Raw genomic sequence first — 23,829 nt, 5'->3', positions numbered from 1 at the left:
CCACCAGCCTCGCCAGCCTCATCACCCTTACCAGCCTCGCCAGCCTCATCACCCTTACCAGCCTCACCACCTCGCCTCATCCGAGTACGGCCGAATCTAGAAGAACTTGAACAGGTCGTCTCGCTGGTGCTCGTGGAGGTGTTCGCGAACGGCTTCGTTCAGCGGCTCGATTCGCCCCGACTTCGCCGTGATGGGTGCGATAACCTCCTGCCACTGCTTCCACGGCGGGTAAAGGCCCAGTCGATCGCACAGTTCGTCGAGGCGCTCGTCGCGATCGTCGACCTTATCCATCTTGTTGACCGCGACGACGGTCGGGACGCCGAGTTCTCGCAAAAAGTGGAACATCTCGACGTCGTAGGGGATTTCGTCTGGCCCGGAGTGGCGGTCGATGATGTCGACGGCGCTCTTGCCGTCGACGACGAGAATCGCGACGAGAACGTTCTCTGCGTACTCCTCGAGATATCTCACGATGTTCGTCTTGATCTCCTCGCGACGGTCCTCGTGGACACCGCTCATGAAGCCGAATCCGGGCAGATCCGTGAGGACGAAGTCCTCGGGAGCCCAGTCGTAGTGGTTCGGCTCGCGCGTGACGCCCGGACTACCACCGGTATCGAAGCTGTGGCCGGTCACTTCGCGCATGAGCGTCGACTTGCCGACGTTCGAGCGACCGACGAGAACGACCTCGGCCTCGCGGTCGGGACGCGTATCGAACATGGGCGTCGTTGGTTCGTCTCGAGGATATAGCTGACGTCCCGACGCGATAGACCGACGACGACCGGTGACGCTCGCAGAATCCTCGGAATGCCTTCGGGACTACGAATCGACCAGCGGAGATCGAAGTGAACGCCGCGATCCCAGCAACCGGCCGAGCGCGGCGGGAGATGGTCGGAAGTTATGTTCCCCGGGCGTCTCAGGGGTCGATGTGCGGCTCGTACAGCTGACGGTGCCGACGGGGAAACGCGAGACCATCCTCGAGGCGCTCGACGAACGAGGGGTCGATTACGTCGTCACTGACGAGAACAGCAATCGGGAGTACACGGCGGTCGTCTACTTCCCGCTCCCCTCGCAGGCGGTCGAGGGGGTTCTCGACGAGTTGCAAGACGCGGGTATCGACGAAGACGCCTACACGGTCGTCGTAGACGCGGAAACTGTCGTTTCCCGCCGGTTCGAAGCGTTACGCGAAGAGTACGATAACGGCGACGTCGAATCCGATCGGATCTCGAGACAGGAGCTTCAGGCAGAAGCCGAATCGCTGACGCCGACGTTTGCGGTGTATTCGATCATGACGATCATCAGCGCGGTCGTCGCGACCGCCGGGCTCCTCCTCGATTCGCCGGCGGTAGTCGTCGGATCGATGGTAATCGCACCGTTGATCGGACCGGCACTCGGGGCCGGCGTCGGAACCGTGATCAACGACGAGGATCTGTTCGTCGAGAGCGTCCTCTATCAGATCCTCGGCGTCGTTCTCGCGATCGCAGCCGCCGCGGTCTTCGCCTGGATGGTGCGGATAACGAACGTCGTCCCTCCTGGCCTCGCCATCGGAGAGGTAGACGAAATATCCGAGCGTCTGGCACCCGATTTACTCTCGCTTGCGGTTGCTCTCGGTGCTGGTGTTGCGGGGATCATCAGTATCGCGACTGGGACGTCCGTGGCACTCGTCGGCGTCATGATCGCGGCCGCGTTGATTCCCCCCGCCGCCGCCGCCGGAATCGCTATCGCCTGGGGTCAACCGTCAGCCGCGATCGGATCGACGGCGCTCGTGCTGGTCAACGTCCTCTCGGTCAACCTCGCCGGGTTGCTGACGCTGTGGTACGCCGGGTATCGGCCCGAAAACCTGTTTACGCACGGAGAAACCGAAGAACGGGTTCGGCGTCGGGTCGTCGGCCTCGTCGTGATCGTCCTCGTCTTCGCCGTCTTCCTCGGCGCGATCACCTACTCCTCGTTCGTCACGTCGACGTTCGAGGAGAACGCCCGTGGCGAAGTCGAACTCGTCCTCGACGAGGAGGAGTTCGCCCAGTACCAACTGCTCGAGTTCGAGGTCGTCATGGATCAGGACTACCCGTTCATCGGGCCCGAACGGGTCGTGGTAACGATCGGCGGACCTCCGGGCGAATCACCGCCGGAACTCGCTGATACGCTCCACGAGCGGATCAATCAACACGCCGACGATCCCGTCGGCGTCGAAATACGGTACGTCGGCCTGGTCGAACGATAGCGTCGATCCCTCGAACGACAGCCGGGAGACGGACTCGCGTAGCCGGGTCTTCGAGGGCGTTCAGCAGCGGTGAAGATTCACACTCGACGCCTCGAACGCTCGAGTCGCAGGTTCCGTTCTTCACCGCCGCCGGAGCCGATCCAGCGGGCTCGATTCCGATCGATCGACCTCGGTAGTCGCCCCCTCCTCGTCGGTATCGTCCGCGTCGGATCCGGATCGACCGAGCCGTCGACGGATCCAGGCCCGCGGGCCTCCGATCCGGTTGAGGAGGTAGGTCGGAAAGTAAAGCGCCACGACGCCCAGTGCGAAGAACCCGACACCGGCGACGGTTCGACCCCCTCGAAGAAACTCGAAACCGACGACGAACATCGGCCCCGCCATCGACAGACCGGCCGCCGTCTGGACCATCCAGAGGATTCCGGGGCTGTTCATGGCTCGCGCCGCGCCAGGCTCGCGTTCCGTCTCGGTTGTGGTCCTCCCAGACGGCGACGTGGGGACACGACCATCACTCCTCGAACGGTAACTGCGGTTCGTGGTCGATCGCCTCGACGGCCGCCACGAGCACGCGGTCGACGTTCTCGCCGGTTTCGACGCTCATTCGGTAGTCGGCGTCCATCTCCTCGACCAGCTCGTCGTTCCAGACCTCCGACCGGTCGACCTTGTTCGCCACCGTTAGAACCGGAACCTCTTCGAACTGGGCCTGGATCGCGTCCCGAAGCTCGAGTTGTGACTCGAGTGGGTAGCCACACTCGGCGCTGGGATCGAGGATGACGAGCATACAATCAGCGAGGTGTTCGATAGCGCTGACCGCCTGAGCCTCGACCTCGTTTCGTTCCTTCGGTGGGCGATCGAGTAACCCGGGCGTGTCGACGATCTGGTGGCGGATGTGATCGTCCATTGCGGACCGTTCGGTCCGCTCCGATTCGGCGGACAGGTCCGCTCCTTCGAAGTGACCGACGCCGATACCCCTGGTCGTGAACGGATACGCCGCGGTCTCGCCGCGGGCGTTCGTCACGTCGTTGACCAGCGACGACTTGCCGACGTTCGGATAGCCGGCGACGACGATCGTCGGCTCGTCGGGATCGATATCCGGCAGGTCGCGCAGGTCGTTTCGAGCCTTGTTGATGTACAACAGCTCGTCGTCGACCTGCTCGACGATGTCTGCCAGCCGTGCGAAGGCCTGCTTTCGGTGCTTTCGTGCCGTGTCGACGTCGGTTTTTCTGAGCTTCGACTGGTACTCGTCGTGGATCTCGCGAGCCTTGCGGCTGGCCCACATCACCTCCGAGAGGCTCTGGCGAAGTTCGTCGACTCCGCCGGGCGCATCCGCGTCTGTTTCCCCCTCCGAGCGTCGGTCGGGGACGTCCAAAATCGCGTCCGCGAGTTCGTAATAGAACGGATGGACGTCGTCTTCGTACTCGAAGTCCGGCCAGGCCGTCACCACGTTCTCTAAGTTGTCCGAGATGATGTTCGCCGCCGTCTGGAGCATCGACTGCTGGGCATCGAGGCCGCCTTTGGATCGACCGGCCCGTGCCGCCCGTGAGAACGCCTTGTCGATCAGCTCTTCCGACGTGGGCGTCGTCGGAAGGTCTTCGAAAATCATAGCAGATTGTAGGGGCCGCGGTGGTAAAAGGTCGTTCGATATCCCGCCGACTATCCGCGGACGGCTAGCCAAGCGTTTATGACTTGGCGTGGCTTCCCTCGAGTATGACCGACTGGCGCGCAGTAATCATCGGATTCGTCGTCATAGTCGTCCTCGGTATCGTCGGACTCACGCTCCCCGTCGTCGGCCAACTCGCGGCGGGACTGGTCGGCGGCTTCGTCGCCGGCTACCTCGCCGGCGGCGGACTCGGACGCGGCTTCTGGCACGGCTTGCTCGCCGGCGCGTTCGGCGGCCTCGTCGGCGGCTTTCTCATCGCCGTCGCCGTCGGACTCATCGGCTGGGTCGGCGGTCCCGCTGGCGGCCTCCTCACCGGTGTCGCCGGCCTCGGCATCTTCGTCGTCGCCGTCGTCGTCTCGTTCGTGATGGCCGTAGAGAGCGCGATCGCCGGCGCGGTCGGTGGCGTTCTCGACGAGTGAGCCGACCGGCTGGCGACGAGTGAATGCTTTTTCCGTCCGTCCCGTGACGGCGGCAAGTAGACGGATTATCCTGCCCGGTCACCGGTGAAAGCGCTACTAGTATGCGATTGCACAGAACTGACCGGAAGAAGACCGTCTCGATGAGGACCGTTCCGGTCGGATACGTGGGATGCGTTGGCGTGTCGTGTTTCTGAATACCATATTAATATTCGAGACAAAGAACTCTTTTAGTACCCTCTAAACCGTACTGGTGTATGCCAGATACGAATCGTAGCAGCCAATTCGGTATCGATACCCCGATCAACGAGAGAAGTCACGGGCCCGGCCAGTGCCTCGAGGGCGCTGATCCCGATCCACGAGAAGCCGAGTTTGTAGCGGTTATCCGCTCGCACAGCCGGGGTGAAACGTATGGAGGTTGCTAGTTCGAACCTCGAGTTTCACGCGGATCGCGTCGCTGAAATCACGGACGACGAATACGTTGCGGTCACCCAGGAAACGTTCATCGGGCACGCAATCGACGAGTTCCGTGACTTCGACCCCATCACCGAAGAAACGACCGTCTATTATCTCTACGCGACCGACAACGCGGGTCGACTCGTCGGCGTCATGTCCCTTCGGGAACTACTCAACGCTCCCGAAGACGACGTCGTCGAGGATCACATGATGACCGATCTCGTCACGATCAGCGCCGATGCCGACCCGGAGCACGCCGCCGACGACATGGCAGAGCGGGACTTCCCCGCGCTGCCGGTCGTCGACGCCGACGGCTTTCTTGTCGGTGTTCTCCGAACTGACGACATGCTCGAGGTCGTCGAGGAAGAAGCCACCGAAGACATCTTAAAGAGCGCAGGGTTTTCGTTCGCGGACATCGAGCAGTCTCGAAGTTCAGCGATCCTCGAGTCATCGATCCCGCGCATCTTGCGGCTTCGACTCCCCTGGCTGATCGTCGCGCTCGCGGGTGGGTTACTCGCTGGCGGTGTGATAGAAGCCTACGAGGATACGCTCGAAGCGGTCGTCGCGCTTGCCTTCTTCGTTCCGGTAATCATGGATATGGGCGGGAACGTGGGAACGCAAGCGTCGACGATCTTCGTCCGCGGGCTCGCACTCGGACAGATCGACGACCGTAACGCGATGAAGTACTTCGCCCGCGAGGGCCTGATCGGTCTGCTTATCGGATTGATCATCGGCGGAATCGGTGCCAGTGCCGCCTACTTCTGGCAGATCGACGAGCCGTACGCCTTCGAACTGGCGACCGTCGTCTTCGTCGGGCTCGTCTCGGTCTGTGTCGTCGCATCGGTCGTGGGCTACGTTATTCCGTGGGTCATGAACAAACTCGGGTTCGATCCGGCGGCGGCCTCCGACCCGCTGATCACTACGATCAAGGACGTTACTGCCCTCCTGATCTACTTCGGATTGGCAGCCGTCCTGCTGGCGGAACTGCTCTGATACGGTTTACTGTAAATCATTTCCGACGCACCCGCCGCCCGGGTCGCGGGTGCGCCGGTAAATCGTTACAGTAATCCGTATGAAGGAGCGCCCGTTCCGATCGATCCGCCCACGCGACGCTCTGTTCTGATTCACATCCCTCGGCGTTTTGCCGGTACGTTCGCTCGTCGGGGTGCTCTTCGCTCACGACTCACGAATCGGCGTCAGTCAAACCCCTGACCGGCGTTCTTCGATTTCGAAGGTACTCACATCGAGACAGGCCCGTCGCTCGTGGGATTAAAACCGTAAAACGCCCGGAGCGGGATTTGAACCCGCGTCACAACCGTGACAGGGTTGTATGATGGGCCACTACACCATCCGGGCTCGCGACTCGAGGTTGCCGGGTCTGACTCTTAAGGGTTTTGCTCTGATCTGTCACGCGGTGGCCGGGTTATCGGTCGAACACGCTCGTTCCCGTGTCCCCCTCGTGGTCGGCGTGCACCGCGAGGCGGTGCTCGCCGGGTCGTTCGCGAAAGCAACGCTTCTCGCTCACGAATCGGCGTCAACAGAAAGCGCCCGGAGCGGGATTTGAACCCGCGTCACAACCGTGACAGGGTTGTATGATGGGCCACTACACCATCCGGGCTTGCAACCGGACGTTTCCCGGTTGGAGTATTAAGGCTTTCCAATCGGTCCCCGTGTGGTACGGGGAATCGAGCCACGATAGCGCCCTCTCGAGCCGAATCTATGACAAATACTGACATGACCCACAAGGGATTTAACCGATAGTCGGCGTAGTGTGACGTGTGATCGGAACTTCCGGTCAGGGTCGCCCGGTCGGTTAGCCTCGCTTCTCAGTCGAGTTAGAAACGGTTAAATGCATGCCTCCGCTATCGTTCTGTAGTATCTCGTGACAGCCACTTCTCTCCCGGTAGCCAGGACGCACATCGACACTCACACCAACACATGGTAGACGTAAGCCAACACGAACTCGTTCCGGAGCACACCGTTCTCGAGGAGGACGTCCTCGAGGGGGTGCTCACGGAGTACGACATCGACCGTACAGACCTTCCGAAGATCAAGCGCACCGACTCCGCTCTGCCCGACGACGCGGAGGCCGGTGACGTCATCAAAATCGTTCGAAACTCGCGGACAACCGACCAGGCAATTGTGTACCGACTCGTGGTGGAATAAATGGCAATTGAACTCGACCGAGACAAACGACGAGACATTTCACGCGAATACTTCTCGAAGGAACGGCTCGCAGAACATCACTACCGCTCGTTCAACGCGTTTCTCAACCGAGGAATGCAAGAGGTCGTCGACGAAAAGGAGACGATCGATACCGACATCGGGGACAAAGAGGGCGAGGAGCCGGTCCACGTCGAACTGGGCGACGTTCGCGTCGTCACCCCGCGCGTTCGAGAGGCGGACGGCTCAGAAGAGCTGTTGTATCCACAGGAAGCCCGACTGCGAAACATCACCTACTCCGCACCCGTGTTCATGGAGATGTCCATCGTCAAGGGTGAAGAGGGCGACCAGCGGGTCGTCGACTCCACGGAGACGAAGATCGGCCGGATGCCGGTCATGGTCGGCTCGGAGAAGTGTAACATCGCCGGCTTTTCGGACGAAGAACTGATCGAAATCGGAGAGGATCCCGCCGATCCCGGGGGCTACTTCATCGTCAACGGCTCCGAGCGAGTATTGATGACCTCCGAGGATCTCGCACCGAACAAGATCCTCGCGGAGTACGACACGAAATACGGCGACGAGATTCAGGTCGCAAAGACCTTCTCGCAGCGTCGCGGCTATCGCGCACTCGTTCTCTGTGAACGAACCCGCGACGGCCTGCTCGAGGTTTCGTTCCCCTCCGTCTCCGGAAGCATCAATTTCGTGACGCTCGTGCGCGCGCTCGGTCTCGAGTCCGACGAGGAGATCGTCCACAAGGTCTCGAACGATCCCGAGGTCGTCAAGTACATGCTCGAGAATCTCGAGGAGGCCGAGGTTCAAACCGAAGAGGAAGCGATCGAAACGCTCGGCAAGCGCGTCGCCTCCGGGCAGGGGAAAAACTACCAGCTCAAGCGGGCGAACTACGTCATCGACCGCTATCTCCTTCCGCACCTTCACGAGGACGGCGTCGAGGAGGAGGATGTCCGAATCAACAAGGCACACTACCTCTGTCGGATGGCGGAGGCCTGTTTCGAACTCGCACTCGAGCGTCGCGAGTCCGACGACAAGGACCACTACGCCAACAAGCGCCTGAAGGTCTCCGGCGACCTGATGAAAGACCTCTTCCGAACGGCGCTGAACAAGCTCGCACGCGACGTGAAGTATCAACTCGAGCGAGCGAACATGCGAAATCGAACGCTGTCGGTCTCGACGGTCGTTCGTTCCGACGTCCTGACCGAACGCCTCGAGCATCCGATCGCGACGGGGAACTGGGTCGGCGGTCGTTCGGGCGTCTCCCAACTGGTCGACCGAACCGACTTCATGGGGGTGCTTTCACACCTCCGTCGTCTCAGGAGTCCGCTGTCGCGCTCGCAGCCCCACTTCGAGGCGCGGGACCTTCACGCGACGCAGTGGGGACGTATCTGTCCGTCGGAGACGCCCGAGGGGCCGAACTGTGGGCTGGTGAAGAATTTCGCCCAGGCGATGGAGCTCTCACAGAACGTCGAGGACGAACAGCAACTCAAACGCGAACTGGCGTCGATGGGTGTCCAGGGCATTCCTGGCCTCGAAGGTATCGAGCGATCGACGTCGCCGGCGGACGACTAATCAACCATGAGCAGCCAACAACGAGAAGCCAAAGTCTACGTCAACGGGTCGCTGGTGGGGACCCATCCCGATCCGAACGAACTCGCAGAACAGATCCGCGAAGCGCGACGCATCGGGGACATCTCCGAGATGGTCAACGTCTCCGTGAAAGACCGCACTCGCGAAGTGATCGTCAACGCCGATGCGGGCCGCGCACGGCGGCCGCTGCTCGTCGTCGAGGACGGGGAGCCACGGATCACCGAGGGCGAGATCGAAGCGCTCCGGAACGACGACCTCGAGTTCGAGGACCTCGTCTCTCACGGGTACATCGAGTTCATCGATGCCGAGGAAGAAGAGGACATCTACGTGGCCGTCGACGAGGACGACCTCACCGACGAGCACACTCACCTCGAGATCGATCCACAGCTCATCTTCGGCATCGGTGCGGGGATGATTCCGTACCCCGAGCACAACGCGAGCCCCCGAATTACGATGGGGGCGGGGATGGTCAAACAGTCGCTTGGACTTCCCTCGGCCAACTACCGCATTCGGCCGGATACGCGCCAGCACCTGTTGCACTACCCGCAGCTTTCGATGGTCAAGACCCAGACGACCGAGCAGATCGGCTTCGACGACCGGCCCGCTGCACAGAACTTCGTCGTCGCCGTGATGAGCTACGAAGGGTTCAACATCGAGGACGCCCTCGTCATGAACAAGGCGTCCGTCGAGCGCGCGCTCGCTCGTTCGCACTTCTTCCGAACCTACGAAGGCGAAGAGCGCCGGTATCCGGGTGGACAGGAAGATCGCTTCGAGATCCCCTCCCAGGACGTTCGCGGCGCACGCGGTGAGGAAGCGTACAGCCACCTCGACGAGGACGGCCTCGTCAACCCGGAGACGACGGTCGACGAGAACTCCGTGTTGCTCGGGAAGACGAGTCCGCCGCGGTTCCTCGAGGAACCCGACGATATGGGCGGTCTCTCACCGCAGAAGCGACGCGAGACCTCCGTCACCATGCGCTCCGGCGAGTCCGGCGTCGTCGACACCGTCACGTTGATGGAAGGCGAGGACGGCTCGAAGCTCTCGAAGGTCTCGGTGCGCGACGAGCGGATCCCCGAACTCGGGGACAAGTTCGCATCGCGACACGGTCAGAAGGGGGTCATCGGTCACCTCGCGCCACAGGAGGACATGCCGTTTACCGAGGAGGGCGTGGTGCCGGACCTCGTGCTCAACCCACACGCGCTTCCCTCGCGGATGACCGTCGGGCACATCCTCGAGATGATCGGCGGCAAACTCGGCGCGATGGAGGGACGCCGCGTCGACGGAACGCCGTTTTTGGGCGAGGACGAAGACGAACTTCGCGACGGTCTCGAGGACAACGGGTTCGACTCGGCCGGCAAGGAGACGATGTACTCGGGCGTCACGGGAGAGAAGATCGAGGCCGAGATCTTCGTCGGGATCATCTTCTATCAGAAGCTCTATCACATGGTCTCGAACAAACTGCACGCCCGTTCGCGCGGGCCGGTGCAGGTGCTCACCCGACAGCCGACGGAAGGACGCGCCCGCGAGGGTGGCCTTCGTATCGGGGAGATGGAACGGGACGTGTTCATCGGCCACGGGGCCGCGATGACGCTGAAAGAACGACTGCTCGATGAATCCGACCGCGAGTTCATCCACGTCTGTGGCCAGTGTGGAATGAGCGCGGTCGAGAACGTCGAACAACGGCGCGTCTACTGTCCGAACTGTGAAGAGGAGACCGACATTCACGAAATCGAGATGAGTTACGCGTTCAAACTCTTGCTCGACGAGATGAAAGCGCTCGGTATCGCGCCGCGACTGGAGCTGGAGGACGCCGTCTAAGCCACCATGCAAAACAGTACACCAAAAGACATCGGATCGATCAACTTCGGGCTCATGGAGCCCGAGGAGTACCGGGAGATGAGCGCGACGAAGATCATCACCGCAGACACCTACGACGACGACGGGTTCCCCATCGACATGGGACTGATGGATCCCCGTCTCGGGGTCATCGACCCCGGTCTCGAGTGCAAAACCTGCGGGAAACATTCGGGTTCGTGTAACGGCCACTTCGGTCACATCGAACTCGCCGCACCGGTCATCCACGTCGGCTTTACGAAACTGATTCGCCGGCTCCTTCGGGGGACCTGTCGCGAGTGTTCGAAACTGCTGCTTACCGAGGACGAACGCGAGGAGTTCCGCCACGACATCGACGAGTCTCGAAAGCTCGGTCGCGATCTGAACGACGTGACGAAGGCCGCGATCCGGCAGGCTCGAAAGAAAGATCGCTGTCCGTTCTGTGGCGAGATTCAGTACGACATCGATCACGAGAAGCCAACGACGTACTACGAGGTTCAGCAGGTACTGACGAGCGAGTACTCCCAGCGAATCGCGGGTGCGATGCAGGGCGGCGAGGACGGCGAGCCAACTTCACCGGACGAACTCGCTGAGAAAACCGATATCGACCTCACCCGGGTCAACGAGATCCTCTCGGGATCGTTCCGGCCCCGCGAGAGCCAACGGTCGGCCATCGAGAAGGCGCTCGGTATCGATCTCACCGAAGAGGACACGAACAAGCTGATGCCCTCGGACATCCGGGACTGGTTCGAGGCGATTCCGGACGAGGACATCGAAGTGCTTGGTATCAATCCCGAACGCTCTCGACCGGAGTGGATGATCCTGACCGTCTTGCCGGTTCCGCCGGTCACCGCGCGACCGTCGATCACGCTCGACAACGGCCAGCGATCCGAGGACGATCTCACCCACAAACTCGTCGACATCATCCGGATCAACCAGCGGTTCATGGAGAACCGTGAGGCTGGTGCGCCCCAGCTGATCATCGAGGACCTCTGGGAGTTGCTCCAGTACCACGTCACCACGTTCATGGACAACGAGATTTCGGGAACCCCACCGGCTCGTCACCGATCGGGCCGCCCCCTCAAGACGCTCTCTCAGCGGCTCAAGGGCAAAGAGGGTCGATTCCGAGGCTCGCTGTCCGGAAAGCGTGTCAACTTCTCGGCCCGGACCGTCATCTCGCCGGACCCGACGCTCTCGCTGAACGAAGTCGGCGTCCCGGATCGCGTCGCCACGGAGATGACGCAGACGATGAACGTCACCGAACGAAACGTCGAAGAAGCCCAGCGCTACGTCTCGAACGGTCCGGAGGGACATCCCGGTGCGAACTACGTCCGGAGACCCGATGGCCGCCGACTGAAGGTGACCGAAAAGAACTGCGAACAGCTCGCAGAGAAAGTCGAAGCCGGCTGGGAGGTTAATCGCCACCTCGTCGACGGTGACATCGTCATCTTCAACCGGCAGCCGTCGCTTCACCGGATGTCGATCATGGCCCACGAAGTGGTCGTCATGCCGTACAAGACGTTCCGGCTGAACACCGTCGTCTGTCCCCCGTACAACGCCGACTTCGACGGCGACGAGATGAACATGCACGCCCTCCAGAACGAGGAGGCTCGTGCCGAAGCACGCGTGCTCATGCGGGTCCAAGAACAGATCCTGAGTCCGCGTTTCGGTGAGAATATTATCGGCGCGATTCAGGACCACATCTCCGGAACCTACCTGCTCACCCACGACAACCCGCGATTCAACGAGACGCAGGCGCTCGACCTCTTGCGTGCGACCCGGATCGACGAGTTGCCCGAACCGAGCGGTATCGACGACGAGGATGTACCGTTCTGGACCGGCTACGACGTCTTCTCCGAGTTGCTACCCGACGACCTCGATCTCGAGTTCACCGGAACCGTTGGCGACGAGGTTGTCATCGAGGACGGACAGCTCCTCGAGGGAACTATCGCGGAGGACGAAGTCGGTGAGTTCGGCGGCGAGATCGTCGACCGGATCACCAAACAATACGGTAACACGCGATCGCGGATCTTCATCAACGAAATCTCGACGCTCGCGATGCGGGCGATCATGCACTTCGGATTCTCGATCGGAATCGACGACGAGACGATTCCGGGGGAAGCCCAGGATCGGATCAACGAGACGATCGAGGACGCAAACGATCGCGTCGAAGAGCTGATCGAGGCCTACGAACGGGGCGAACTCGAATCCCTGCCCGGGCGAACGGTCGACGAAACGCTCGAGATGAAGATCATGCAAACGCTCTCGCGTGCGCGTGATAACGCGGGGAACATCGCCGACGAGCACTTCACCGAGGACAACCCGGCGGTAGTCATGGCCTCCTCAGGTGCTCGTGGCTCGATGCTAAACCTGACCCAGATGGCCGGCTGTGTCGGCCAGCAGGCAGTGCGGGGCGAACGCATCAACCGCGGCTACGAGGACCGGACGCTGTCACACTACCAGCCCAACGATCTCTCGGCGGAAGCACACGGCTTCGTCGAGAACTCCTACACCAGCGGTCTCACTCCGCGGGAGTTCTTCTTCCACGCGATGGGTGGCCGTGAGGGGCTGGTCGATACGGCAGTCCGAACGTCGAAGTCGGGTTACCTCCAGCGACGGTTGATCAACGCGCTGTCCGAACTCGAAGCCCAGTACGACGGCACCGTTCGGGACACGAGCGATACCATCGTTCAGTTCGAGTTCGGTGAAGACGGGACCTCTCCGGTCAAAGTCTCGTCGGGCGACGACAACACGATCGACGTCGCGACGATCGCTGACCGCGTTCTCGATTCGGAGTTCGACTCCGAGGATGAGAAACGCGAGTTCACCGGCAGAAAACGGCAGGTGACGAACCTCTCGGAGCACGCCGACAATCGCCTTACCGAGGAAATGGAGGTGACCTCGGATGACTGAGGTCGACTTCGATGTCGACGACGACACGATCGCTATCGTCGAGAACGCCGACCTCCCTCGACGCCTCAAAGACGAGGTCTACGCGGAACTCGAGAGCCGTCCCGAAGCCACCGTCGAGGACGCCGATAACCTGGCGAATGCGGTCGAAGACCGCTACGTCGATACCCGAGTCGAACCCCTCGACCCCGTCGGGACGGTCTCGGCACAGTCGATCGGTGAGCCCGGGACGCAGCTGACGATGAACACGTTCCACTACGCGGGAGTCGCGGAGATCGACGTAACCCAGGGGCTGCCCCGGTTGATCGAGCTGGTCGACGCCCGGAAAACCCCTGATACGCCGATGATGACCGTCCACCTCGAGGACGAGTACGCGACCGAACGCGAGAACGCACACGAGGTCGTCTGGAACATCGAGGCGACCAAAATCCTCGCGCTGGGTGACGTCTCGACGAACGTCGCGGACATGCGCGTCCAGATCTCGCTCAACCAGGACACCCTCGAAGAGCGAATGATCACGCCCGAGGAGGTCGCTGAGATCATCGAGGACAACCTCGGCGTCAGTACGGTCCAGAACGGAACCGAAGTTCAGTTCGGCCCCGAAGAACCCTCCTATCGCGACCTGCTCCAGTTAGTCGAGGAGCTTCGCGACATCACGTTCAAAGGGATCGAAGAGGTTTCTCGAGTCGTTATCCGCCGCGAGGAGCGCGAGGCGGGTACCCCTTCGGACGGAGACGACGGAAGCGAGGAGTTCGTCCTCTACACCGAGGGATCGGCGTTTGGAGACGTCCTCGAGATCGAGGGCGTCGACGCCTCACGAACGACGTGTAACAACATCCACGAGATCCACCGCAATCTCGGCATCGAGGCCGCCCGCGAGGCGATCATCGAGGAGACGAACAACACGCTCGCAGAGCAGGGTCTCGACGACGTCAACGTTCGTCACCTGATGCTGGTCGCGGACATCATGACCAACCGCGGCGAAATCGAATCGATCGGCCGCCACGGCATTTCGGGTTCGAAGGAGTCCGTCCTCGCGCGTGCGGCGTTCGAGGTGACGGTCAACCACCTGCTCAACGCCGCGATCCACGGCGAAATCGACGAACTGCACGGCGTCACCGAGAACGTCATCGTCGGCAAGCCGATCAAGCTCGGCACCGGCGATGTCGAACTCCGGATGGGGTCGACGACCGGCGGGCGACAGGCAGACTGATCGATGGGCGTTACCCTCGACGACGACGCGCGCCGGCACCTCGCGCTGTTCGAGGACGTCACCGGCGCGAACGGTGTCGACTGCCTGCTCGAGGAACGCCGTGAGGACGGCGGCGACCGGCTGATCGTCGTGGTCTCGAGCGGACAGATGGGCGAGGCGATCGGTCCCGGCGGACGGACGATTCAACGCTACGAAGAGCAAGTCGATGCACCGGTCCGGCTGGTCGAAGACGCCGACAACGCGTCGGAGTTCGTCGCGAACGCGCTGGCACCGGCGGCGGTCTACAACGTCACCCTGAGCGAGAACGACGATATCGTCGCCTACGTCGAGGTGGCGGAGGAAGATCGAGGAGTGGCGATCGGCTCCAACGGCTGGACGATCGACGCTGCACGCACGCTCGCAGAGCGCCACTTCGGGATCGACGACGTGCAGTTGATCTGACGGGGCTATTTTTCGTTCGCACACACGCGACGCGCTTTCGAAGCAGCAGGAAGACGACGGTCGATCAGTTCAGCGCAGCCGTTGGCCGGCGTACGGAAACCTCTCGCCCGCCGAGGGACGCTAACCCGCGCTCTGGCGATAACCCGAGTCAGCGAAACACGCTCAGATACCTCGAGCGGGGTACGTCGAGTCCTCTCGAGGCGTAACGTTGCGATCCGAAACGGGTCGCTTAAGTGGTTCCGCCGGATAGCGACCTGCATGGCAAACGGCAAATACGCCGCGCGCAAGCTCAAGAAGGACCGCCAGAACCAGCGGTGGTCCGACTCTGACTACGCGCGACGCGCACGGGGTCTTCGCGAGAAGTCCGATCCACTCGAGGGAGCCCCACAGGCTCGAGGTATCGTACTGGAAAAGGTCGGCATCGAGGCGAAACAGCCCAACTCAGCGATCCGAAAGTGTGTTCGGGTACAGCTGATCAAAAACGGCAAGCAGGTGACGGCGTTCTGTCCCGGCGACGGCGCGATTTCGTTCATCGACGAACACGACGAAGTCACCATCGCCGGTATCGGTGGGGCGAAGGGTCGTGCGATGGGTGACCTCTCCGGAGTCAACTACAAGGTCGACAAAGTCAACGGCGTTGCACTGCTCGAACTGGTCCGCGGAAACGCAGAGAAACCGGTGCGATAATCATGGCGGCAGAAGATCAACCCGACCCGGACGCGCCCGCAGGTGGCGCGGACGTCGGCGCGAAGCTCTTTGGCACCTGGGAGATCGACGAGATCGCATACGACGATCCCTCGACGGAGCGCTACATCTCGGTGACGCCGGTCGCTCACACGGCCGGGCGTCACGCGAGCAAGCAGTTCCAGAAGTCCCAGATCTCCATCGTCGAGCGGCTCATCAACCGGCTCATGCAGACCGAAGAGAACACGGGCAAAAAGCAGATGACGCTCAACAACGTCCGCGAGTCGTTCGAGATCATCCACGAGCGCACCGAGGAGAACCCCGTGCAGGTGCTCGTGACCGCCGTCGAGAACGCGGCCCCGCGCGAGGAGACCGTCCGCCTGAAGTACGGTGGCATCTCCGTCCCGAAGGCCGTCGACGTTGCTCCACAGCGACGAGTCGACCAGTCGCTGAAATTCATCGCAGAAGGCGTCCAGAACGCCTCGTTCAAGTCCGTGACCTCCGTTCCTGAGGCGATCGCCTCCCAGCTTACGGGCGCGGCCAACTACGACGTCCAGACCTACGCGATCAGCCAGAAAGAAGAAAAAGAGCGCGTTGCGGCGGCCGCACGCTAGCTCGAGTCGATTTTTCTCTCGTCGTTCGGACGAGATCGGTTCGTCTCCGGACGGGAAACGCACCAGTCGACGCCACGACGGCGTCACTCCGCGGCCAGTCCCTCACCGCCGACGTACGCGCGAGTCGCGTCGACGAGCACCTGTCGGTACGTACTCGAGTCGGTTTCGCGCCCGAGTTCACGGAATCGATGTTTGAACCCCTCGAAGTCGACGTCGGGGGCATCCATCGCGGCCGCGTGCGCGAGATCGTAGAGTCGATGATCGTCACCGACGAGATCGTGACGTTCAGCGAGTGCGAGCGCGAACGCCGCGTTGACGACCGTGATCTCGGGATCAGCGCTCGGTGAGAGTCGCTCGAGGCCCGCTCGAGTCGGCGTCTCGGGGCGGTCTGCGACCGCCATCGCGAGACGCGACTCGAGAAACGCGAGGAGTTTCTCGCCGGGGCCGACCGAGAGCGTGATATCGTCGGCGTAGATGTCTTTCATGTGATTTGCGATCTGGTAACAGTGTGAAAGCTTGCGCCGCTCGACGCGCCTGCCAGCCAACGCGAGGTAGAGCACTTCCTCGAGAGACTGGGTGTGCGACGGGTGATCCTGTTCGTGTCTGGCCATGTGGGAGAACTCGTGGAGGGCGAGTTCGCGAGCCATCGCACTCGAGGCGGCCTGCCTCGAGATGTTCAGGACGTGACGATCGTCGTCGTGGGCGGCCCAGGTACGCTCGTCGGGGTCGTCTTGCAGCTGGACGTAGACCGGTAATGAGAGATCGTGTTCGGTTTCGAAGAGGTCTCGGGCGCTGAGGAAGGGGGCGGTCGGACCGGGGCCCTGTACTCGTATATCCATGCGTATACGTCCCAAGGGCTGTTGCTGTATGTCTTTTACGCCCGGTTTCCGTGCGAGAGATCGGGGCGGTAACGGGGTCGTTTTTCCACTTGTTGCGTGGTATTCACTCACGTAAACTTGAGATTCGCGCACACAGGCCGGGATACGCGTCGGATTCTGCCGAAGACGAAACACTACCCTTTTGACCCCGCTGGCGGTAACTGGGTGTATATGGGCCGACGCAAGAAGATCGTCCAGGAGTGTGAACGGCTGATGGACGAACCGGAGAACATCCGGAACATCGCCATCGCCGCTCACGTCGATCACGGAAAAACGACGCTTTCTGACAATCTGTTGGCTGGTGCAGGCATGATCTCCGATGAGACTGCCGGCGAACAGCTCGCAATGGACACGGAAGAGGACGAACAGGAACGCGGAATCACCATCGACGCGGCGAACGTGTCGATGACTCACGAGTACGAGGACACCAATCACCTCATCAACCTCATCGACACGCCCGGCCACGTCGACTTCGGTGGCGACGTGACGCGTGCGATGCGTGCAGTCGACGGTGCACTTGTCGTCGTCGACGCCGTCGAAGGGGCGATGCCCCAGACGGAGACGGTGCTCCGACAGGCGCTTCGAGAGGGCGTCAAGCCGACGCTGTTCATCAACAAGGTCGACCGCCTTATCTCCGAGCTTCAGGAGGGTCCCGAGGAGATGCAGGAACGGCTGCTCTCGGTCATCCACGACGTCAACGAACTCATTCGTGGCATGACCCAGGACATGGACGACGTCGAGGACTGGACCGTCTCCGTCGAGGAAGGTACCGTCGGCTTCGGCTCCGCGCTGTACAAGTGGGGCGTCTCGATGCCGTCGATGCAGCGCACCGGTATGGACTTCGCAGAGATCATGGAGCTCGAGCGTTCGGACAAGCGCCAGGAGCTCCACGAGAAGACGCCGCTTTCGGACGTCGTTCTCGACATGGTCTGTGAGCACTTCCCGAACCCTGTCGACGCCCAGCCCCGACGTATTCCACGGGTCTGGCGCGGCGACGCCGAGTCCGACCTCGCGAAAGGAATGCGTCTCGTCGACGAGGACGGCGAAGTCGTCTTCATGGTCACCGACATCTCGATGGACCCCCACGCCGGCGAAATCGCCTCCGGCCGCGTCTTCTCGGGCTCCCTCGAGAAGGGGCAGGAGCTGTACGTCTCCGGGACCGCGGGCAAGAACCGCGTCCAGTCCGTCGGGATCTACATGGGCGGCGAGCGCGAGGAAGTCGACGAGGTTCCCGCGGGGAACATCGCGGCCGTCACCGGTCTGCGCGACGCCATCGCCGGTTCGACCGTCTCGAGCGTCGAGATGACGCCGTTCGAGTCGATCGAACACATCTCCGAGCCGGTCATCACGAAGGCAGTTGAAGCCCAGACGATGGACGATCTGCCGAAGCTCATCGAGACGCTCCGACAGGTCTCAAAGGAGGATCCGACGATCCAGATCGAGATCAACGAGGACACCGGCGAGCACCTCATCTCGGGACAGGGTGAGCTTCACCTCGAGGTCATCACCCAGCGTATCGAGTCCAACCAGGGCATTCCGGTCAACACCGGCGAGCCGATCGTCGTCTTCCGCGAACAGCCCCAGCGGCCGAGCGACGAGATCGAGGGCATCTCGCCGAACCGCCACAACCGCTTTTACGTCTCCATCGAGCCGATGTCGAACGAACTCGTCGAGACGATCCAGATGGGCGAGGCCTCGATGGACATGCCCGAGCAGGAACGTCGTGAGGCCTTACAGGAGGCCGGCATGGACAAAGACGACTCCCAGGAAGTCGAGCACATTCACGGGACGAACATCCTCATCGACGATACGAAGGGGATTCAGCACTTAAACGAGACGATGGAACTCGTGATCGAGGGCTTCGAGGACGCCCTCGACAACGGCCCGCTCGCGAACGAGCCCGTCCAGGGGACCCTCATCCGCCTGCACGACGCGAGGCTCCACGAGGACACGATCCACCGCGGTCCCGCACAGGTGATTCCGGCAACCCGCAACGCCCTCCACAAGGCGCTGATCGACGGACGGATCAAGTTGCTCGAGCCGATGCAGGACGTCCGGATCGACGTTCCCAACGATCACATGGGTGCCGCATCCGGCGAGGTTCAGGGCCGCCGTGGCCGCGTCGACGACATGTACCAGGAGGGTGACCTCATGGTCGTCGAGGGTATCGCACCCGTCGGCGAGATGATCGGCTTCGCAAGCGATATCCGCTCTGCAACCGAGGGTCGGGCCTCCTGGAACACCGAAAACGCCGGCTTCGAGGTCATGGCCGACTCGCTCCAGCGCGAAGAGATCATGGAGATTCGCGAGCGAAAAGGCATGAAACTCGAGCTGCCGCCGTCGATCGACTACATCTGATCGCCGGCGTTAGGCGAGTTCTGATCGAATCGACACTAATCGACGTCACTTCGACTTTCGAAGTAAAGGGCGCGAGGTCCCAGTCCGGTATTCTTTTGCTTTTCGCTCACTCTTCCATCGAGAGAACGTTCTCCGTCCGGGTTTTCACACGCGAAGTTCACGTATCGGATATCACTATTTATATCCATCCATATTCACGTCGAAATATATAACAAGAGCGAACGGTCCGACCGGGCGCGAGCGACGGAGCGGAGGTGAGAGGAGTTTCAACGACTACAATCGATTCGGCGACTACCGTCTCACTCCCGCGTCGTGTCCACCCAGCCGATTCGGTGTTCGTCGTCGTAGACCAGCGTCAGGTTCTGGACGTCGTCGTCGACCTCGAGCGTGTCGCCCTCCGTGAACTCGCCGTCGATCTCGTCTTCGAGATCGATCGTCTCGCGATCGGACTCCGTCCAGACCTCGGCCTCGAGATCGGAGCCAGCGAGAACGTCTCCGCCGACGTGTTCGATCGTGCCGTCGGTGGCCTCGAGCAGAACCGACGGCATCGTCCGGGTCGAGCCGACGCGAAGCTCGTCGTCGCCCCACACCGCAGTGGCGCGCACTCCAATCTCGACGTCGTCGACCGTGACGGTCGTCCCCTCCGCAGGAACGGACTCGGCCTCGTCGGCCCACTGGCTCGCGGTCGGCTCCTCGTCGATTCGGAGTTCGTACGCGGCCGCCGGTTGCAGGTCGTCGCCTTCGTCTTCGGCGGACGGCTCGAGCGTCGCCGAGAGGGTCTTCGCCGCGTAGTCGTACTCGAACGAGACGACACCCGGGGGATTGACCTGATACTGACGGAGCCCGTCTCGACGACTGATGCCGTTCCAGCCGACGACGATCTCGTCGCCCGGATGGACGTCCTCGAGCGTGTGTGCGTCGCCCTGGCTCACCGTCTGGTCCTCCCACGGCTGGACGGTCGTTCGGGGTTCGGGTTCGTCCTCGTCTGGCCTGACCCAATCGGCGTCGCCGTGGTCGTAGACCGCAAGCGAGACGCCGTCGCCGTCGAGCGGGAAGTCGTCTTCGTACTCGACCGAGAGCGTCTCCTCGTCGTGGTCGTACTCGAACGCGAACCGGAGGTTTCCGAGGATCGTCGTCCCGCTTCCGCTCGAGCCGAGTTCGTGGTCGTGTGAGAGGTGAAGCGAGAGATTCGGCTCGACGTCGTCCATCTCGATCCGGATCGTATCGCCCTCCTCGAGCGTTCCGTGGCCGTCGGCCCAGATTTCGCGGTCGTACTCCTCGTCACCGACCTCGAGCGTGAGGTCCTCGATCGGCGTCGGATCGCCGCGACCGACCTCGATCTCGAGGTAGTCGTCGTCGAGGTCGATATCGCGGTCCACGCGGAGGAACCCCGGGCTGTCGTGTTCCTGAATGGCTCGCTCGGCCTCGAGGTCCCGTTCGACGGTGACCGTCGCGAGCGAGCCGTCGACCTCGACTTCGGGATCCTCTCTCGTCGAGACGTAGGCGTATTCGCCTGTGAGCGATTCGATGAGCGCGTCGGTGACGTCGTCTTCGTCTTCGAATCGGATTCCAAACCGCATCTCGATCGTGTCGGGATCGATGACGGTCATGGCCTGAACGACGTACTCGATGGCGACGTCGTCGTACTTATCGGGAAGATAGTACTCGTCCGTGAGACTGACCGTCAGACCGTCGGCAGCGTCGTAGGTCTCGAGGCCTTCCTCGAGACGGGAGTCGGCCTCGAGAAGTCGGTCGGTCTCGCCCGCGTTCGCCTCGAGAGCGTCCTCGACGGTTGGGGTGTCCGGTGCGATGATGACGACGTCGTCGGTAACGGCGGCGACTACCTCGTCGGTTTCGTAGCGTTCGTAGTCGATACCTGCGTGACTGTCTTCCGCCTCGACGTCGCCCTCGAGGTCGATATCGCCGGTGAGGACCTTGATCGGGCGAGAGAGGTCTTCACCGAGGGAGTAGACCAGCGCGGTCTTCGAGACGTCATCCGGTTGGATCTGGAACCCGCCACCGAGCGAAGCCGGATCGTGGGGTTCGTTGGCCTCGAGCTGTCGCTCGAGATCGGTGACCGTAAGCATCATCGACTCGCTCGCAACGGTTCCCGGAAGGAACGACAGCACCGAATCGAACTCGGGTCCGGTGGAGGCTGCCGTCGTCTCGTCGGCGGTAGCGACACCGGCCGTAACCGACGCCGCGATCGTCATGCCGATACCACCGAGGAGGGTTCTGCGGGGATACTGCGTCATGTGTTCGGACGTTCGAACGCCTGGTAAAAGTAGTTGGTCCGCACTTTCTGGTCGAGAACACGGTCTCGATTATTTATATTCGCGGAAAGAAATCACCTCGTAGCGGCAGTGTATGTGCCCTGAGCGCGACGGTGTATGGGATCTGACCGCGACGGTGGCGACGTCGGTGTGCCGGAACGGTTAGTCGTCCGCGAGGACGTCCCGCTCCGACCGCTCTGCCCGCGTCAAGAGGGGTGTTCCGTTCGCCTGTGGCCCGAGTTCGGGACCGAACGGCGGCTCCTCCGGATCGAGGACGCGTCTCGTCTCGTAGTCGGTCGAGCGTTCGACCGGCACGCGTCCGATCGAAGAGATCAACTCGACGTAGTCCGTTACCGAACGGAACTCGCCGTACTCGCCGCCTGCACGCTTGGTGATCTCCTCCGAGAGGATCGTTCCCATGAAGTCGTCCGCGCCACAGGACAGCATCTTCAGTCCCTGTTCGTTGCCGTATTTGACCCACGACGACTGGATGTGGTCGACGTTGTCGAGAAAGAGCCTCGAGACGGCGATCAGCAGTTCGTCTTCGTCCGTGCTCGCGCCGCCGGAGACGACGTCGTGTTCGTAAAGCGGCGTGTTCTGGTGGACGAACGAGAGCGGAACGAACTCCGTGATCGCTCCGCCGACGCGCTCTTGGAGATCACGGACGCGCTTTAGGTGTAACGCGCGGTGGGCTTCGTTCTCGACGTGACCGTACATGATCGTCGCGGTCAACCCGAGTCCGACGGTTGCGGCGGCCTCCATCGCCTCGAGCCATCCGGCCGTGTCGATCTTTCCGGGACAGATGACGTCTCGAACCTCGTCGACAAGAATTTCGGCGGCGGTTCCGGGGACGGTGTCGAGGCCGGCTTCGCTGAGACGCGCATAGACCTCCTCGTAGGACCACTCGGTTCCGCGTCGGGCGTGGTAGGCCTCCTCGGGCGTCATCGAGTGGACGTGAACGTCGTCGACGCTCATCGCGGTCAGCTGTTCGGCGTAGGTTCCGGGGTCGGTCACGTACCGTTCCGGTGGCTTGTAGTTGACCGCTTTTCGCTCCGGATGTGTCTCGAGAATCTCGAGGTGCTCCTCGTCCAGTGCGAACGCGGGGTGGAGACCGGAGACCGAAGTGACCTCGTAGATACCGCGTGAGACGGCGTCTTCGACGATCTCACGGGACTCTTCGGGCGTCTTGGTAAACCCCGCCGTCTCGGGGCCGCTCTCCTCTGCGTACTCCGTCTCGAACGTGTGCGCTGCGTCTTTGAAGTTACAGAACAGACAACCGACGTTGCAGGCCGTCGTGACGTTGTTGTTCAGGTTCGCGACGAACGTGACCTCCTCGCCAACGACGTCCGCGCGGCGGCGATCGGCGGCCTCGAGCACCTGTTCTTTTCGCCGTCGGTCGATGCCCGGGATGTCGGTTCCCGTGGTCAACAACTCGATGGCGTCGTCGACCGTCAGTCGGTCGCGGCCGCGCGCTTTCGCCAGTGCGTTCTCGAACGACTGATCCGTCTCGGGAACGTGTTCGAACGTGAGGTCGGCCTCGGTCACCGGTCGCTCCATCGTCGCAACGATGCCAGTACAGCGAGAAAAGGATGGTGGTCCGTCCGCCGGACGATTCGTCCGCGGTCCGGTTACTCCGCCGAATCGCTGGTCTCGAGGTCGGTCTCGTCGTGTTTGAGAACGATATCGGGTCCGTCGGTGTCCCGTTCGTCGCTCGAGGCGTCTTCTTCCGCTTCGCTCGAGATGTCGTCCGCTGATTTCGCGGATTCGGACGGACGATCACCGGCACTCGAGTCCGTCGGCTCGGCCTCTTCGAACTCGTTCAGCGACTCGCTGACTCCGAGATCGTCGGTCGCCTCGCGATCGGCACTCCAGGTGTCGTCGGACGCGTGCATCTCCTCGGTCACGTCGAACGCGTCGAGCGAGTTTCGGAGGTCGTCGGCCATTTCGGTCAGCGACTGCGCGCCGGTGGCGACCTCCGAGACCGTCGCCGTCTGTTCTTCGGCCGCGGCAGCGACGGTTTCGGTCTCCGCGTTCGTCTCCTCGCTGATCTCGGTTGCCTCATCGACCATCGTCACCACTCGGCCGCTCGCGCGGGCCTGCTCGTCGGTCGCGTCGT

Annotated in this window: 18 protein-coding genes, 2 tRNA genes and 1 pseudogene; 12 read left to right on the top strand and 9 right to left on the bottom strand. The window is 62.1% G+C overall.

Features of this window, described 5'->3' with window-relative positions:
• Positions 1-96 precede the first annotated feature (96 nt).
• Positions 97-714, bottom strand: a complete 618-nt coding sequence (engB, locus tag EA462_RS00105; protein ID WP_124176549.1) for a GTP-binding protein EngB — start codon at positions 712-714, stop codon at positions 97-99.
• Between the two features lie 208 nt (positions 715-922).
• Between engB and EA462_RS00100 the strand changes: the two genes are divergently transcribed.
• A complete protein-coding gene (locus EA462_RS00100; protein ID WP_124176548.1) occupies positions 923-2,215 on the top strand; it encodes a TIGR00341 family protein in 1,293 nt (430 codons plus the stop codon).
• Positions 2,216-2,335: 120 nt separating this feature from the next.
• Here the strand turns inward: EA462_RS00100 and EA462_RS00095 are convergent, their stop codons facing one another.
• Both EA462_RS00095 and EA462_RS00090 read right to left on the bottom strand, forming a co-directional pair.
• Positions 2,336-2,647 carry a DUF7533 family protein gene (locus EA462_RS00095; RefSeq protein WP_124176547.1) on the bottom strand — a complete coding sequence of 104 codons (312 nt, stop codon included), beginning with the start codon at positions 2,645-2,647 and terminating at the stop codon, positions 2,336-2,338.
• 73 nt (positions 2,648-2,720) lie between these two features.
• Positions 2,721-3,815 (bottom strand): NOG1 family protein, encoded by a 1,095-nt coding sequence (locus tag EA462_RS00090; RefSeq protein WP_124176546.1) that lies wholly within the window; start codon positions 3,813-3,815, stop codon positions 2,721-2,723.
• Between the two features lie 104 nt (positions 3,816-3,919).
• Here EA462_RS00090 and EA462_RS00085 point away from each other — a divergent pair, with 104 nt between their 5' ends.
• Positions 3,920-4,291 (top strand): DUF5518 domain-containing protein, encoded by a 372-nt coding sequence (locus EA462_RS00085; protein ID WP_124176545.1) that lies wholly within the window; start codon positions 3,920-3,922, stop codon positions 4,289-4,291.
• 408 nt (positions 4,292-4,699) lie between these two features.
• Positions 4,700-5,737 (top strand): magnesium transporter, encoded by a 1,038-nt coding sequence (mgtE, locus tag EA462_RS00080; protein ID WP_124176544.1) that lies wholly within the window; start codon positions 4,700-4,702, stop codon positions 5,735-5,737.
• A 290-nt stretch (positions 5,738-6,027) separates the two neighbouring features.
• Here the strand turns inward: mgtE and EA462_RS00075 are convergent.
• Positions 6,028-6,100 (bottom strand) — tRNA-Asp (locus EA462_RS00075).
• Between the two features lie 189 nt (positions 6,101-6,289).
• Positions 6,290-6,362 (bottom strand) — tRNA-Asp (locus EA462_RS00070).
• Positions 6,363-6,682: 320 nt separating this feature from the next.
• On the opposite strand from EA462_RS00070, the gene EA462_RS00065 reads away from it, so the two are divergent.
• The 8 genes from EA462_RS00065 to EA462_RS00030 all read left to right on the top strand — a co-directional run bounded on the left by EA462_RS00065 (position 6,683) and on the right by EA462_RS00030 (position 16,204).
• Positions 6,683-6,910, top strand: a complete 228-nt coding sequence (locus EA462_RS00065; protein ID WP_124176543.1) for a DNA-directed RNA polymerase subunit H — start codon at positions 6,683-6,685, stop codon at positions 6,908-6,910.
• Positions 6,911-8,491, top strand: a complete 1,581-nt coding sequence (locus EA462_RS00060; RefSeq protein WP_124176542.1) for a DNA-directed RNA polymerase subunit B'' — start codon at positions 6,911-6,913, stop codon at positions 8,489-8,491. It begins immediately after the preceding gene.
• Positions 8,492-8,497: 6 nt separating this feature from the next.
• Positions 8,498-10,327, top strand: coding sequence for a DNA-directed RNA polymerase subunit B (gene rpoB, locus EA462_RS00055; protein ID WP_124176541.1), 1,830 nt, complete (start codon positions 8,498-8,500; stop codon positions 10,325-10,327).
• A gap of 6 nt (positions 10,328-10,333) precedes the next feature.
• Positions 10,334-13,255, top strand: a complete 2,922-nt coding sequence (locus EA462_RS00050; RefSeq protein ID WP_124176540.1) for a DNA-directed RNA polymerase subunit A' — start codon at positions 10,334-10,336, stop codon at positions 13,253-13,255.
• Positions 13,248-14,465 carry a DNA-directed RNA polymerase subunit A'' gene (rpoA2, locus tag EA462_RS00045; RefSeq protein ID WP_124176539.1) on the top strand — a complete coding sequence of 406 codons (1,218 nt, stop codon included), beginning with the start codon at positions 13,248-13,250 and terminating at the stop codon, positions 14,463-14,465. The genes EA462_RS00050 and rpoA2 overlap by 8 nt, the downstream gene beginning before the upstream one ends.
• 3 nt (positions 14,466-14,468) lie before the next feature.
• On the top strand, positions 14,469-14,906 hold the full coding sequence (locus tag EA462_RS00040; protein WP_124176538.1) for a NusA-like transcription termination signal-binding factor: 438 nt from the start codon (positions 14,469-14,471) through the stop codon (positions 14,904-14,906).
• A 258-nt stretch (positions 14,907-15,164) separates the two neighbouring features.
• Positions 15,165-15,593 (top strand): 30S ribosomal protein S12, encoded by a 429-nt coding sequence (locus EA462_RS00035; RefSeq protein ID WP_086887596.1) that lies wholly within the window; start codon positions 15,165-15,167, stop codon positions 15,591-15,593.
• Positions 15,594-15,595: 2 nt separating this feature from the next.
• Positions 15,596-16,204: a 30S ribosomal protein S7 gene (locus EA462_RS00030; protein ID WP_124176537.1), complete on the top strand. Its 609-nt coding sequence runs from the start codon at positions 15,596-15,598 to the stop codon at positions 16,202-16,204.
• Between the two features lie 83 nt (positions 16,205-16,287).
• Here the strand turns inward: EA462_RS00030 and EA462_RS00025 are convergent, their stop codons facing one another.
• Positions 16,288-17,043 carry a DUF5781 family protein gene (locus EA462_RS00025; RefSeq protein ID WP_124176536.1) on the bottom strand — a complete coding sequence of 252 codons (756 nt, stop codon included), beginning with the start codon at positions 17,041-17,043 and terminating at the stop codon, positions 16,288-16,290.
• Between the two features lie 210 nt (positions 17,044-17,253).
• Between EA462_RS00025 and EA462_RS00020 the strand changes: the two genes are divergently transcribed.
• The gene (locus EA462_RS00020) at positions 17,254-19,440 is read left to right on the top strand and encodes an elongation factor EF-2 (protein WP_124176535.1); all 2,187 of its coding nucleotides are present in this window, start codon (positions 17,254-17,256) and stop codon (positions 19,438-19,440) included.
• 299 nt (positions 19,441-19,739) lie between these two features.
• Here the strand turns inward: EA462_RS00020 and EA462_RS00015 are convergent, their stop codons facing one another.
• From EA462_RS00015 to EA462_RS00005, 3 genes and pseudogenes are all read right to left on the bottom strand, one after another.
• Positions 19,740-21,695 (bottom strand): hypothetical protein, encoded by a 1,956-nt coding sequence (locus tag EA462_RS00015; RefSeq protein WP_124176534.1) that lies wholly within the window; start codon positions 21,693-21,695, stop codon positions 19,740-19,742.
• A gap of 180 nt (positions 21,696-21,875) precedes the next feature.
• Positions 21,876-23,270: a 7,8-didemethyl-8-hydroxy-5-deazariboflavin synthase subunit CofH gene (gene cofH, locus EA462_RS00010; protein WP_124176533.1), complete on the bottom strand. Its 1,395-nt coding sequence runs from the start codon at positions 23,268-23,270 to the stop codon at positions 21,876-21,878.
• A 71-nt stretch (positions 23,271-23,341) separates the two neighbouring features.
• Positions 23,342-23,829, bottom strand: a pseudogene (locus tag EA462_RS00005) (methyl-accepting chemotaxis protein); the annotation flags it as partial.

This window comes from Natrarchaeobius halalkaliphilus, assembly GCF_003841485.1.
In the GTDB taxonomy this organism is placed as follows: domain Archaea; phylum Halobacteriota; class Halobacteria; order Halobacteriales; family Natrialbaceae; genus Natrarchaeobius; species Natrarchaeobius halalkaliphilus.
Note: the sequence above shows the minus strand (reverse complement) of the source record. Positions and strands in the feature narration are given on the sequence as shown.

Excerpts from the sequence above, each read along its gene's own strand:
- engB (WP_124176549.1), bottom strand. The coding sequence starts at position 714 with ATGTTCGATACGCGTCCCGACCGCGAGGCCGAGGTCGTTCTCGTCGGT.
- EA462_RS00095 (WP_124176547.1), bottom strand. The coding sequence starts at position 2,647 with ATGAACAGCCCCGGAATCCTCTGGATGGTCCAGACGGCGGCCGGTCTG.
- EA462_RS00090 (WP_124176546.1), bottom strand. The coding sequence starts at position 3,815 with ATGATTTTCGAAGACCTTCCGACGACGCCCACGTCGGAAGAGCTGATC.
- EA462_RS00085 (WP_124176545.1), top strand. The coding sequence starts at position 3,920 with ATGACCGACTGGCGCGCAGTAATCATCGGATTCGTCGTCATAGTCGTC.
- mgtE (WP_124176544.1), top strand. The coding sequence starts at position 4,700 with ATGGAGGTTGCTAGTTCGAACCTCGAGTTTCACGCGGATCGCGTCGCT.
- EA462_RS00065 (WP_124176543.1), top strand. The coding sequence starts at position 6,683 with ATGGTAGACGTAAGCCAACACGAACTCGTTCCGGAGCACACCGTTCTC.
- EA462_RS00060 (WP_124176542.1), top strand. The coding sequence starts at position 6,911 with ATGGCAATTGAACTCGACCGAGACAAACGACGAGACATTTCACGCGAA.
- rpoB (WP_124176541.1), top strand. The coding sequence starts at position 8,498 with ATGAGCAGCCAACAACGAGAAGCCAAAGTCTACGTCAACGGGTCGCTG.
- EA462_RS00050 (WP_124176540.1), top strand. The coding sequence starts at position 10,334 with ATGCAAAACAGTACACCAAAAGACATCGGATCGATCAACTTCGGGCTC.
- rpoA2 (WP_124176539.1), top strand. The coding sequence starts at position 13,248 with ATGACTGAGGTCGACTTCGATGTCGACGACGACACGATCGCTATCGTC.
- EA462_RS00040 (WP_124176538.1), top strand. The coding sequence starts at position 14,469 with ATGGGCGTTACCCTCGACGACGACGCGCGCCGGCACCTCGCGCTGTTC.
- EA462_RS00035 (WP_086887596.1), top strand. The coding sequence starts at position 15,165 with ATGGCAAACGGCAAATACGCCGCGCGCAAGCTCAAGAAGGACCGCCAG.
- EA462_RS00030 (WP_124176537.1), top strand. The coding sequence starts at position 15,596 with ATGGCGGCAGAAGATCAACCCGACCCGGACGCGCCCGCAGGTGGCGCG.
- EA462_RS00025 (WP_124176536.1), bottom strand. The coding sequence starts at position 17,043 with ATGGATATACGAGTACAGGGCCCCGGTCCGACCGCCCCCTTCCTCAGC.
- EA462_RS00020 (WP_124176535.1), top strand. The coding sequence starts at position 17,254 with ATGGGCCGACGCAAGAAGATCGTCCAGGAGTGTGAACGGCTGATGGAC.
- EA462_RS00015 (WP_124176534.1), bottom strand. The coding sequence starts at position 21,695 with ATGACGCAGTATCCCCGCAGAACCCTCCTCGGTGGTATCGGCATGACG.
- cofH (WP_124176533.1), bottom strand. The coding sequence starts at position 23,270 with ATGGAGCGACCGGTGACCGAGGCCGACCTCACGTTCGAACACGTTCCC.